The sequence below is a fragment of the Pseudoalteromonas sp. ESRF-bin5 genome, assembly GCF_002632075.1.
GTDB classification, from domain to species: domain Bacteria; phylum Pseudomonadota; class Gammaproteobacteria; order Enterobacterales; family Alteromonadaceae; genus Pseudoalteromonas; species Pseudoalteromonas marina.
This window is the reverse complement of the sequence record NZ_NTLW01000163.1, coordinates 1-12,508: the sequence shown is the minus strand read 5'-3', so window position 1 is coordinate 12,508 and position 12,508 is coordinate 1. Positions and strand designations below refer to the sequence as shown.

Here is a 12,508-nt window from a genome sequence, read left to right as displayed (position 1 = left end):
AGTAGAGGTAAAATGTCAGATATAAAAAAGAGTCATAAATTAGAAGGCGTATGTTATGACATTCGTGGACCTGTTTTAGCTCAAGCTAAAAAAATGGAAGACGATGGTCAAAAAGTCTTAAAATTAAACATCGGTAATCCAGCTGCATTTGGTTTTGATATGCCTGAAGATATGCATCGCGATATTATCCGTAACCTGTATTCTGCCCAAGGTTATTGTGACTCTAAAGGACTTTACTCAGCCAGAGTAGCTGTGTACCAACATTATCAACAACGTGGGTTAAACAACTTAGACGTTGATAACATTTATATTGGTAATGGGGTAAGTGAACTAATCCAAATGATCACTCAAGCTTTGCTTAACAACGACGATGAAGTGCTTATCCCTGCGCCAGATTATCCGTTGTGGACTGCGTCAGTTAAGTTAGCGGGCGGTAATCCCGTTCATTATTTATGTGATGAAGAGCAAGACTGGTTTCCTGATATAGATGACATAAAAAGTAAAATCACCTCTAAAACCAAAGCCTTGGTGTTAATTAATCCGAACAATCCTACTGGTGCGGTATACAGTGATGACCTGCTTGAGCAATTAATAGATATTGCGCGAGAGCACAAGTTACTGTTGTTAAGCGACGAAATTTACGAAAAGATTTTATACGATGGAGTTAGCCACACTTCAATTGCTTCATTGTGTGATGATGTGCCAATGATTACTTTTAATGGTTTAGCTAAAACTTACCGTGCTGCTGGGCTAAGAATGGGGTGGATGGTTTTAAGTGGTAAAACATCAGCCATGGACGACTTAAGTAAAGGGTTAGATATACTCTCGTCAATGCGTTTATGCGCTAATGTACCTGCCCAATATGCAATTCAGCAGGCATTAGGTGGTGTGCAATCAATTGATAACTTAATTAATCCGGGCGGGCGATTATACGAACAACGTGATATTGCATGGCGCGGTTTAAACGCGATTGAAGGGATTAGCTGTAAAAAGCCAAAAGGCGCTTTATATGCGTTTGCCAAGGTTGATACTGCACACTTTAATGTAAAAGACGATGAGCAAATGATGTTTGATTTGCTCAAGGCCGAAAAAATATTGTTAGTGCATGGGCGTGCGTTTAATTGGCCAGAGCCTGATCACTTTAGGTTAGTGTTTTTACCTAATAAAGATGACTTAACTGATGCCATGCAAAAAATGCAGCGTTTTTTTAAAGATTATCGCCAGTTATAAAACGTTATAAAAAAACGAGCCTGTTGGCTCGTTTTTGTTTTTAAAGGCGTGTTATTAATATGCTTTATCTACTCTTACGGTGTTATCGCCTAAATAAACTAACCTCACATTATCGCCTTTTTGAAATCGCATACCTTGGTCTAGGTCTTGAACTACCATAAATTGGTCGCCATTTTCTACCTGAATTAGTAATTCAACTAACTGAGTTTGTTTGTAATAGCTACCTTGCTGACTATTGTTAGCAACGCTACCACCGATAACTGAGCCTAAAATTGTGGCTATAGCACGACCGCTGCCACCACCAAATTGATTACCAATAACACCACCAATAAGTGCGCCACCAAACGTTTTCCAGCCGTTCTTTTTGTCTTGTATTAGTTCTTGCTCGCTGATGTTTCGTACTGATTTAATGTCACCAAACAACACTTTTTGAACTGCTACGGCTTTATTGCGCTCGTATTTAGCAAAAGTGGGTGCACTTAATGTAAGTAAAGCGCACATAATTACAGCAATTGCTTTCATAACTTACTCCTATCGGCTTACCAGCCAAAGGTTGATTTTTCTTTGGTTTTGCGAATTTCAGTTTCGTCCGCCCATTCAATAAGTCCGCTTTTCATATCCATTAAACGCATTGTGAATTTATAATATACGTCTGATTTATCTGCATTTGTTTTAACAATGCTTGATAAGTTGCCATACAACATGTATTGCGCACCAATTTGTTGTCCAAATGCAACCGCTGTTGCTGGGTTCACTAATGCATCTTCGTTTTGAAAGGTTAGCTGTTCACGTACAGCTTCAACACGTGTCATGTCTACAAAGCGAAACTTACCGCTGCGTAGCATTTGCGTTGAGATAGAATCAGTGATTGATTCTGTATCAATATGCTCACTGGTTTTGTTTTTAATACGTTCCACAAACACAACAGGACGGTTATTTTGAGTCATGGTTCCCACCACTGGCGAGCTTAGTAATGAGTCGGTCATTTGGCTCGCGACTTTTTGTAAATCGGTAGAACCAAAATTTATATCAGTTGTTTCAACTGCTTGAGCGTCACCATAGCTAACTACGGCTTTGTTAGCACAGCCGCTTAAGATCAATGCGCTGAGCCCGACCAATGCGTAGGTGGATGCTGTTTTAAATGTCGTGTTCATAATAGTTTCCTTTAATCTTTAAATTCTTGAGATTCAGTTGATACTTTTCTAACTGCCAGTGAAAATGTAACAGCATCAGAGCTAGGCGCTAAACCTGGTAATTGTGTATTAGCAAAACCAAATAAAGTTAATGGCTGCCACGGTGAATGATTTCCTTTAATCAAAAATCCATCTTTATCAAACCATTTAAATTGATACTGTAAATATTGTGACTTTTTATATTGGCTAGATAGGGTAACCACGACATCCGTTAACTGATTTGTTTGACGCGTTTTAACGTCGGTAATGGCGAGTTTTTCACCTAAATCAGGGTTATCCACTCTAAGTTGATCATTAAAATTTCCTTTATTTTGTTCAACCGCTATACCTGATGTGTCAGGCTGTGTTGCACAAGCACTTAGCAATAAAACGGCACACATTGGCACTATGTATTTCATGGTGTCTCCTAGAGTTGAACTACATGGTAGTTAAAATAGTTATTAATAGAGGTTAGGTAAATTAAAGTTAACCCTTGCTTACTAACGGTAAAACTAATAGGCGGTTGATTGCCTATATTTAATATATGTTCACCTGCTGTCAGACTTTGACGCGCTACAGAAATTTGATTTGGTAATGTAAGCCAGCTTCGGGTGTCGGCTTGCTCTGACGCTAAATTATATATATTGGCTAAAATGTTGCCTACATCTCCTGCGCTGCGCGCAAGCTCAGCGCGAACTTTTTCTTTAGTTATGAGCCGTAATACTTGGCGTGTAATTTTGCCTGGTATTTCTTGTTCAAGAGTTTTAGCGGCTAGGGCTTCTAAATAAACTAATGGCGCTAATGCTACTTCTTGTCCAGCAATATTCACATTTTGTATTGGGCTAATGTAAGCACTGTCTTTATATACGGGCATAGCAAGGCTATAAAAACGAACATCACCTTTACTTGTATCAATCGGTAGTCTTAATTTAAATTCAGTTTGTTTGGGCACGAAACCTTGTTCAAGTAATACGATTACTTCACCATGGTTAGGCTTTAAAGTGCTAAGTTCGCCAAAACGTTGTGTGTATTCGTCAAATTCTTGATGAAACCCTTGTTTTTTAGCTAAGCGAATTACATCTTGCTGTAAATATTTATTATTTGGTTGAATAGCTAACGCTTTTTTGTAGTCTATGTAGGCGTCGTCAAACTGTTTTGCACTTTGGTAAAGCAAAGCCGATAAGTAAAAAGTGTATGCGTTTTGAAAGCCGTTTTTAACATCTCTTGTCACATTATTCATACTTGGATAATGCTGCTGCGCTTCATTTTTTTCTGAATCTATTTCTGCTTCATTCTCGCTAAGCGCATCGGCTTGTACTTTATTAGCTCGGCGAATTTCGACCAGTGCGCCTTCAATATCATTTTTATAAACATAGTTAAGTGCTTTATAACTATGAAGCATGCTCATCTCGTAAGCAGGCGGTACATAGGTAATTGCCGAGTCATTCGTAAATAATGCATTACTTTGTTCAAGCCCGGCACTTAGTTGAATCTTTGCAGCTTGGCGTTTCGTTTGCATTTGAGCATATACGTTTTCGAATTTGCTTTGAGCGTTATCAGCTGAATTAGTAAGGTCGTTGATACGCGCTTGCTCAAGTTGGTTAAGCAAGTAACTACTGTGTATAGTGCTATTGTCAGCAATTAACGATTTAGCTTGTTGTAGGTTATTATTTTCAATAGCATTTCGCACTGGCGTCATTTGTGTGGCGTAATCGTTAAATAGGTCGTTAAACCCTATAGAGCTACAACCACTTAAAATAAAACAAACGCTTAAAATTATACTTCTGCGCACACAGCACTCCTTTTAATCTACTTAAGCAGGTTAACACACTCACTTTAAACAAGAGTGTGAAACATTGTAAAAAAACGTAGAGCCATATCATCGTTAAGGTAAATATGCATGTTCTATGTGAATAAGGCGTGAATTTAGTAATGTGTGAAATAGACAGCGAAAAGTTAAGGTCTTATTAAGTTGAAAGTTTTTGCACACTTTGCCTTATGCTGTATAAATAACTTACTTTTATAGCAGTTTAAGTTATTTAACTACTCACCCATAAAAACAGATTATTTAACAACCAGATTTAGGTTAAAAAGGATTATTTTGAAAGCAGCTATATATACATTTATTGCTTTAATAGCATTTGCCGCCAATTCTTTATTTTGCCGAATGGCATTAGCTGAGGGGTATATAGATCCCTATAACTTTACCATCATTCGTTTATTAAGCGGTGCTGCATGTTTAGGTATTATTATGAGCGTTTATACTTATAATCTAAAACGTAATGGGTCATTTAATGATGCTATTTTAAGTGATACAGGGAGTTGGCGAAGTAGCATTAGTTTACTTGTTTATGCACTTAGTTTTTCGGTGGCCTACGTTGAGTTAGATACCGGAACAGGCGCTCTGATTTTATTTTCAGCCGTGCAACTTACGATGATTGGTTGGGGTATATATAAAAAAGAACAATTAAGCGCCGTGCAGTGGGCTGCTTTTTTGATTGCTGTTACGGGGTTTGCTTATTTGATGCTGCCCTCAGCGGCGGTGCCCTCGCTAATAGGAGCGGGATTGATGGCCATAAGCGGTGTTGCTTGGGGTATTTACAGTATACGTGGCAAAGTATGTGTATCGCCATTGCGAACGACAGGGTTTAATTTTATTAGAAGTTTAGTAGCGCTCCCCATCTTATTACTTGTTAGTATGAGCTACTTTAACGCACTTACCATACAAGGCATTTTACTCGCGAGCGCTTCTGGCGCTTTAGCCTCTGGCATTGGCTATAGTATTTGGTACGTTGCAATGCCATTACTTAAAAGCACGCAGGCTGCGGTTGTGCAATTGTGTGTGCCGGTAGTTGCAGCGTTTGCAGGCGTTATTTTTTTACAAGAACAATTAACGGTTGAATTTGTTATCGCCAGCTTAGTTATATTAACAGCGGTACTCATATTTATTTTAAATAAAAAGAAGGAGTAGTCCTTCTTTTATGGTGGACTAACGTTGGTCACAAAGCGCTTATAAAGTGAAGGTAAGTGCGCCAATACGGCACTTTTACCAAGTAGTTCACTGTTTTCAATGCATTTTCGTAAAGCACTTTCAGTTAGTTGAATACTTAGCAATTGTGATTGCTTAATGTGGCTAATATGCCAAAGTTCAGGAGCTACCCCGTTTAAATCTTCGCGATAAGGCCGATAAAAACCAAATTTCTCAAGGTGAATACCGAGCCATTCACTAAATGCTGAAAAGGGACCGTTTTTCTCATATTCATGAGGAGATAACTGCAGTTGATAATCGTCACTAACACTGGCTTTGTCGTACACATCCAAATCGGTACCAAAATGGTGCCTACTTGCCCCAGGTAAAGCTGAATAACGCATAATTGCAATACACTTATCAATGTCATTTAAGTTCGTTAAATCAACAACCTTTTGTTGTGAATTATAAACAGGCCTTTGTCCTGAAAATTTGTTATTCCAAATTAGCGCCTGACGGTCAAAATCTCTAAAGCTTGATGCAATAGTTAAGTCAAACCCAGCTTGTTTAGCTGCGTTTTGTAGCGCTATAAAATCAGCAGTGATAGCGCTATGCAAACGATGGCTTTGTATTTTAGTTAAATGTGTATCACTTTGCCCTGTGACACACGCTATCGTGGGTACTTCTAAATCAGTCATTAGGTTAACAATTGCTCAAGTATTTGCTCGTAAATGTCGGTGAGTTTAATTAAGTCATCTGTACTTACGCACTCATCCACTTTGTGAATGGTGGCATTACGAGGCCCAAGCTCAATGACTTTAGCACCGGTTTGTGCAATGAAGCGACCATCAGAGGTTCCCCCCGTGGTTTCTAAATTGGTTGCTAATCCTGTCACAGACTCAATAGCATTAACGGTTGCGTCAACGAGTGGACCATGTTCTGTAATAAATGGGAGACCATTTACAATCCAGTTTAACTCGTAGTTTAAGTTGTGTTTTTGTAAAATGTCGATTACACGCTGTTGTAATTGTTGATGTGTGACTTCGGTGCTAAATCTAAAATTAAATTGCACATCTAGCTCACCAGGGATCACATTACCTGCACCTGTGCCGCCGTTAATATTTGATATTTGAAAGCTGGTTGCCGGAAAAAAATCATTCCCTTTATCCCACTGGGTTTGGCTAAGCTCTGTTAATGCTTCAGTGGCTAGATGAATAGGGTTTTGAGCCAGGTGAGGGTAGGCAACATGTCCTTGAATACCTTTAACTTTTAAGAATCCGGTAAGCGAGCCGCGTCGGCCATTCTTAACTACATCACCTAAGACATCCCGAGATGAAGGTTCGCCAACCAAACACATATCAATTTTTTCACCGCGAGATTCTAGTGTATCAATAACTCGGGTGGTTCCATTTATAAATGGTCCTTCTTCATCAGAAGTGATTAAAAAAGAAATTGATCCTTTGTGGTCGGGGTGTTTAGTTACAAAACGCTCAGTAGCCACAATCATGGCAGCAAGCGAGCCTTTCATATCGGCAGCTCCTCGACCATGCAATAAACCATTTTCTACCAGCCCTGAAAAAGGTGGGTGCTGCCAGTTTTTTGCGGGACCCGTAGGCACTACATCTGTGTGTCCTGCGAAACAAAAATGCGGCGACTGTTCGCCTTTACGTGCCCAAGTATTTAATGTATCTGTAAAAAATAGTGACTCTATATTAAAGCCGATCGCTTCAAGACGTTCGTTCATCATTTGTTGACAGCCGGCATCTTCTGGGGTGACAGATTCACGCTGTATCAAGGCTTGTGCAAGTGCAATTACTTCATTCATTATTTAAAAATCTCATCGTATTGCGCGACCTTAAAGCCTAAATAAAAATCAGTACCGTTAACTAATACTGGTCGCTTTATCATGGCGGGCTGCTGAACTAATAATTGAATAGCATTTTGCTTAGTCAAATTTTGTTTTTGCTCGTCACTTAGAGCTCTGTATGTAGTTCCACGTTTATTGACTAATTGTTCCCAATCTAATTTATTAGCAAATTCAGCGACCATTTGTTCATTAACACCCTCTTTGCGGTAATCATGAAAGGTAAATTCAATATTATTATCTGTAAGGTACTTTTTAGCTTTTTTAATTGTGTCGCAGTTACTAATTCCGTAAAGAGTGATCATAAGTTACTTCTTTTTAATAATAGTTAATAAGGTGTCTTCAGCTGCTTTTACATGCAGGTGTGAATAATGAAATGTGCCCAGTTTGTGACCATTAAGTAATATTAAACTTCCTAGCATGGGGGAGTCTAATTCTCTAAGGTCAAAATAAGCAAGTCGTTGGCCTTTGAGTACTTGGCTGCCATTTAACTGTGCTATATGGGTATGCGTAATTGCTGCAGAGGCAGGTAAGGTTAAATTAATGAGTATTTTTAAACCATTTTTAGCCTGCAAAATAAATTCAGTTCCTGCGTTTTTAACCTGCAGTAAAACCCCATCAAAGGGGGCTAAAATTTTATGACTGGTTGCTTGCACCATAACACCGGGGCCAAGTGTACCAAAACTGAACAAAGGCTCTGGGTGATTACTTAATTCTACTACCTTTCCCGTAAAAGGACTGGTGATATTAATAGCATCACGGGGGATTTTATTTTGTGCAATAAGCTCTATTGGTTGTGCTTTCATAAATTAGTTTGTCACCACATTATAGCCATCTTTTTTTAGTGCTGTGATTGCCTGGGCCGCTGTTTGTTTTTTTACAAGTATGTAGTCAGTATCGTAAGTTGAAATAGAAAAGATAGATATTTGTGCTTTAGCTAACACGCCAGAAATATTAGCCATAATTCCTGTTAACGAAAACCCTAAAGGGCCAATAACTTCTAATGCTTGCCAATTAGATTCTGTATCCAGGCTGTGTAATTCAAAACTACTGGGGCATACAATTGACAGTTCGTCATGGGTTTTTGAGATAAAAAACAACGGAAGTTTTAACAAAGCAGCAGGGATATCAGCATCAATATCTAAACTATGTATAGACAAAATAGTGCTGTGTAATTGTAATGTTTGTTTTGACATTAAAAACCTGCGGTACAGCAAAGACGATTTATTAATAGTATAGATTATTAAAGATAAATTAAAGCGGTAACTCACCGTAACTAAGCTGCAAAATATGAGCTACTTATACTTACCCACAATTTCTGTGGATAACTATGGGGGTTGAGAGGTATAAATAGCCTAACTAACTAATTTATAATTAGAAATTAGCTAGGCTATAAAAAGCACATGTTAATTAAAGCCTTTAATTAAGTGCTTCGACTTGCGCTGCTTGTATAGCGGTAAGTGCGATTGTGTACACAATGTCATCAACTAATGCACCACGGCTTAAATCGTTGACTGGTTTACGCATACCTTGAAGCATTGGCCCAATACTGATGAGGTCTGCGCTTCTTTGCACGGCTTTATAGGTTGTATTACCGGTATTTAAATCAGGGAAAATAAACACCGTTGCTTTACCTGCTACGGGGCTATTTGGTGCTTTTTTAAGCGCAACGTTTTCCATAATTGCTGCATCGTACTGAAGGGGACCATCAATAATCAAATCGGGACGTTTTTGTTGAGCTATTTTGGTTGCCTCTCGCACTTTTTCAACGTCGGCTCCTGTACCAGATGTACCTGTACTGTAGCTGATCATGGCAACACGCGGCTCTATACCAAAAGCTGCAGCTGAGTCAGCTGACTGAATCGCAATGTCAGCAAGTTGTTCAGCATTTGGATCTGGGTTAATTGCACAGTCTCCGTAAACGAGTACCTGATCAGGCAGCAACATAAAAAATACCGACGATACAAGCGATGAGCCCGGGGCCGTTTTGATGAGCTGTAATGGCGGTCTAATTGTATTAGCGGTTGTGTTAACTGCTCCTGAAACAAGTCCGTCAACTTTGCCTTGTTCAAGCATCATAGTACCCAGTACTACGTTATCAAGTAATTGTTCTTGCGCTACAACAGCAGTGAGACCTTTGCTTTTTCGGATTTCGACCATAGGCTCGACATAATCATTAATGATGCTGCTTGGTTCTACAATACTTACATTTTCGTTGAGCTCTATACCTTGTTGCTCAGCAATACGCATTATTTCTTCGCGATCACCTAATAAAATGGTTTTTGCTATACCGCGTTGCCCACAGATAGCAGCCGCTTTAATAGTTCTAGGTTCGTTGCCTTCAGGTAAAACAACCGTTTTGCCTACTTTACGGGCTTTATCTGTAAGTAAGTATCTGAAAGCTGGTGGTGAGAGTTTACGTGTTTTCCCCACATTTTTTGCCAGTGAGTTAAGCCAATCTGAGTCAATATATTCAGCATTGTGGCTTTTCACTTTTTCTATACGTTGGTCATCATCGCTTGGCACTTCCATATTAAAGTTATGAAGTAATAACGATGTTCGCCATGTATCGGCTTCTGTTGCTAAAATTGGGAGGCCAGTTTGCATTGCTTGTTCGCACAGCGCCATAATACGCTGTTCTGGCATAAAACCACCGGTGAGTAATATTGCCCCAATTTTAGTACCATTCATTGCCGATAAACACGCAGCTACTAAAATATCAGAACGATCGCCAGGAGTAACTAATAATGCACCAGGTGTAAAGTGGTTTAAAATATTAGACACTGTACGTGCACAAAATGTGATACGACGCAGGCGTCGATGCAGCATGTCACCTTCGTTAATAATTGTGGCTTTTAAATATGCACTTAGGTCTTTCACTCGTGGTGCGACCAAATCAAAGTCCCATGGTATTGCACCAAGTAACATAAATGGATTTTTTCTAAAAATTGGCAGTGATGCTAAGCGGTTTAGTTCGTTATCTACTTCATTAGGTTTGTAGGAGTCGACTAAATCGGCGCGTGCTCTGCCTTCTTCATCTAGAGGGGCATTAACTTTATTAAAAATACAGCCTAATACACGCGGGTGGTCAATACCACCGTAATTACCAGCAGCAATCTCAAGACGATCTTCAAGCTGGGTAATATTGTCGTTACCAGGCGTTAATACAAATACAATATCTGCGCCGAGTGTTTGCGCTATTTCACGGTTAACGCGCCCAGCATAAGGTTGTTTACGAGTAGGAACCATGCCTTCAATAATGGCTACTTCATCGTCGTTAATTTTACTTTCAAAGCGCTCAACAATTTCTTCTAATAGGTCGTCGCCCTTTGCATCACCAATCATTTGCTCTGCGTAATCCAATGCAAACGGTGTTGGTGGGTCAATAGGGGAGCCTTGCTTTATTATTTGTGTCGATTTTTCTGGACCGGTTTCGCCAGAGCGCGGTTGAGCAATAGGTTTGAAGAAATTAACTTTTACCGCCTTTTGCTCAAGCGCACGCACAAGCCCGACGGAAACAGATGTTAAACCAACTCCCGTAGAAATCGGTATCAACATAATACGGTGTGCCATATTATAGCTCCTTAACAATATTTGCAGAGTCGAGGGCGATAACCCATTCTTCATTCGTTGGCATGACGACAGCTTTGATACGAGATTGCTCAGTGCTAATTACACCTTGTTGACCAAAACGAGCATCTAGGTTTGCTTGCGTGTCACATTCCATACCTAAAAATCCAAGTTGAGTGATCACTTTTTTACGAATGATATCTGAGTTTTCTCCAATACCGCCGGTGAAAATAAGCGCATCAAGACGCTGCAAAGGCACCATGTACGACGCAATTTGCTTAGATAAACGATAGCAAAACATTTCGAGTGCTAATGCTGCTTGTTGATTTCCCGCCATAGCAGCTTCTTCAATGGTACGGCAATCGTTAGAAAGCTCACTAATGCCTAACAAACCACTTTTTTGATTAAGTAAGTCATCTATTTGTTGCGCACTATAATCAAGTTGTGTCGTTAAAAAGTTAAATAAACCTGGATCAATATCGCCACTGCGAGTACCCATTACTAACCCTTCAAGTGGCGTTAGGCCCATACTTGTATCGACACTCTTGCCATTTTTAATCGCACATACAGAACAGCCATTCCCCAAATGAGCACTGATAAAATTACTTTTTTCAATAGGTTGGTTAAGTAGTTTTGCTGTTTGCCCGGCAACATAAAAATGGCTCGTACCATGAAAGCCATAACGCCTAACACCAAACTCGGTATATAAATTGTAAGGTAGCGCATAAAGGTATGCGACCTTATCCATAGTTTGGTGAAAAGCCGTATCGAATACGGCAATTTGAGGTAAGCCTTTAAACGAGTCTTGCGCTGACGATATACCCAGCAAGTTGGCATGGCCATGAAGCGGTGCAAGTGTTGCAGCCTGGGTTATGCTTTCAATAACTTGATCATTAATTAATACTGATTTGGTGAAGTGCTCGCCACCGTGAACAACACGATGACCAACAGCAATTAGCTGTTCATCTAGTTTGTGATCTTTTATTAACGTTACTAGCGTATTAATAGCCTCAGCGTGAGCTTGCTCTGGTGCTAAATCAATAAGTGTTTTATCACCTTTGTATTTATACTTTACCGACGGAGTTGCTGCACCTAGTCGCTCTGCTAAGCCCGATATAATTTCATGGCCGGTGTTTGCATCAATAATGGCAAACTTTAAACTTGAGCTACCACAGTTTAATACTAAAACATGTTGTGACTTAGGAGCGGGTGTTGGCATAGATATAATTTCCATAAATAAAGTTTAGTAAGTGAACATTAATTATTTACTGTTACACTCAGGTCTTAATTAAAAGGCTAAAGATATTATAAACAAGGTCGTTAGACCCATGAATAAGTTTTATATTTTAAACTATTTGATGTATTTAGTTTAGTATTTTGCACAATTTAACAGCATAATTAAGCACTTTTACTGATTAAGTGAAACCCGCCGTATTTGTGTTACACTTTGTAAAATACGAGCTAATTTATATATTGAATTTAGTAATTGTGAGGAGTCATGATGCAAAAAAGTGTGATGTCACAAGTTCAAATTGGTAGACAGTACGCAAAACAATGGCCAATGCGAAAAGAGTTAGCTCCATTGTTTAGTGAGTTTAGGGTAATTAGAGCAACAGAACTTGCCATTACTGTTATGCCGATTCTTGCTATGTTGACATTATTTTTTCAACTCAACTACCTTGGCCCTGATTTTTTACCACAAGC

At 39.2% G+C, this 12,508-nt stretch carries 14 protein-coding genes; 3 read left to right on the top strand and 11 right to left on the bottom strand.

Annotated features, from left to right (window positions below):
* Positions 1 to 12 precede the first annotated feature (12 nt).
* On the top strand, positions 13 to 1,230 hold the full coding sequence (locus BCG07_RS09210; RefSeq protein WP_243533436.1) for a pyridoxal phosphate-dependent aminotransferase: 1,218 nt from the start codon (positions 13 to 15) through the stop codon (positions 1,228 to 1,230).
* 54 nt (positions 1,231 to 1,284) lie between these two features.
* Here the strand turns inward: BCG07_RS09210 and BCG07_RS09205 are convergent, their stop codons facing one another.
* Genes BCG07_RS09205 through BCG07_RS09190 form a run of 4 tightly spaced genes read right to left on the bottom strand, consistent with a single transcriptional unit; the run spans position 1,285 to position 4,194 of the window.
* Positions 1,285 to 1,752: an outer membrane lipoprotein gene (locus BCG07_RS09205; RefSeq protein ID WP_008131489.1), complete on the bottom strand. Its 468-nt coding sequence runs from the start codon at positions 1,750 to 1,752 to the stop codon at positions 1,285 to 1,287.
* 17 nt (positions 1,753 to 1,769) lie between these two features.
* Positions 1,770 to 2,384 carry a penicillin-binding protein activator LpoB gene (gene lpoB / locus BCG07_RS09200; protein WP_008131492.1) on the bottom strand — a complete coding sequence of 205 codons (615 nt, stop codon included), beginning with the start codon at positions 2,382 to 2,384 and terminating at the stop codon, positions 1,770 to 1,772.
* Positions 2,385 to 2,395: 11 nt separating this feature from the next.
* The gene (locus BCG07_RS09195) at positions 2,396 to 2,821 is read right to left on the bottom strand and encodes a YcfL family putative periplasmic lipoprotein (RefSeq protein ID WP_008131494.1); all 426 of its coding nucleotides are present in this window, start codon (positions 2,819 to 2,821) and stop codon (positions 2,396 to 2,398) included.
* An 8-nt stretch (positions 2,822 to 2,829) separates the two neighbouring features.
* The gene (locus BCG07_RS09190) at positions 2,830 to 4,194 is read right to left on the bottom strand and encodes a COG3014 family protein (RefSeq protein ID WP_243533443.1); all 1,365 of its coding nucleotides are present in this window, start codon (positions 4,192 to 4,194) and stop codon (positions 2,830 to 2,832) included.
* A 309-nt stretch (positions 4,195 to 4,503) separates the two neighbouring features.
* Between BCG07_RS09190 and BCG07_RS09185 the strand changes: the two genes are divergently transcribed.
* On the top strand, positions 4,504 to 5,373 hold the full coding sequence (locus tag BCG07_RS09185) for a DMT family transporter (protein ID WP_008131498.1): 870 nt from the start codon (positions 4,504 to 4,506) through the stop codon (positions 5,371 to 5,373).
* Between the two features lie 8 nt (positions 5,374 to 5,381).
* On the opposite strand, the gene BCG07_RS09180 is transcribed toward BCG07_RS09185, so the two are convergent.
* The 7 genes from BCG07_RS09180 to BCG07_RS09150 all read right to left on the bottom strand — a co-directional run bounded on the left by BCG07_RS09180 (position 5,382) and on the right by BCG07_RS09150 (position 12,023).
* A complete protein-coding gene (locus BCG07_RS09180) occupies positions 5,382 to 6,068 on the bottom strand; it encodes a M15 family metallopeptidase (RefSeq protein ID WP_008131500.1) in 687 nt (228 codons plus the stop codon).
* Positions 6,068 to 7,195, bottom strand: coding sequence for a succinyl-diaminopimelate desuccinylase (dapE, locus tag BCG07_RS09175; protein WP_375276597.1), 1,128 nt, complete (start codon positions 7,193 to 7,195; stop codon positions 6,068 to 6,070). Before dapE ends, BCG07_RS09180 begins: the two co-directional genes overlap by 1 nt.
* Positions 7,195 to 7,539, bottom strand: a complete 345-nt coding sequence (locus tag BCG07_RS09170; RefSeq protein ID WP_286889906.1) for an ArsC family reductase — start codon at positions 7,537 to 7,539, stop codon at positions 7,195 to 7,197. Before BCG07_RS09170 ends, dapE begins: the two co-directional genes overlap by 1 nt.
* 3 nt (positions 7,540 to 7,542) lie before the next feature.
* Positions 7,543 to 8,040 (bottom strand): PTS glucose transporter subunit IIA, encoded by a 498-nt coding sequence (locus BCG07_RS09165; protein WP_243533445.1) that lies wholly within the window; start codon positions 8,038 to 8,040, stop codon positions 7,543 to 7,545.
* A gap of 3 nt (positions 8,041 to 8,043) precedes the next feature.
* Positions 8,044 to 8,430: an ACT domain-containing protein gene (locus tag BCG07_RS09160; protein WP_010557487.1), complete on the bottom strand. Its 387-nt coding sequence runs from the start codon at positions 8,428 to 8,430 to the stop codon at positions 8,044 to 8,046.
* A 223-nt stretch (positions 8,431 to 8,653) separates the two neighbouring features.
* Positions 8,654 to 10,807, bottom strand: a complete 2,154-nt coding sequence (gene pta, locus BCG07_RS09155) for a phosphate acetyltransferase (RefSeq protein ID WP_286889905.1) — start codon at positions 10,805 to 10,807, stop codon at positions 8,654 to 8,656.
* 1 nt (position 10,808) lies between these two features.
* On the bottom strand, positions 10,809 to 12,023 hold the full coding sequence (locus BCG07_RS09150) for an acetate kinase (protein ID WP_286889907.1): 1,215 nt from the start codon (positions 12,021 to 12,023) through the stop codon (positions 10,809 to 10,811).
* Between the two features lie 282 nt (positions 12,024 to 12,305).
* Here BCG07_RS09150 and BCG07_RS09145 point away from each other — a divergent pair.
* Positions 12,306 to 12,508: DUF412 family protein (locus BCG07_RS09145; protein WP_286889904.1), on the top strand; the 203-nt coding region annotated here is incomplete at its 3' end.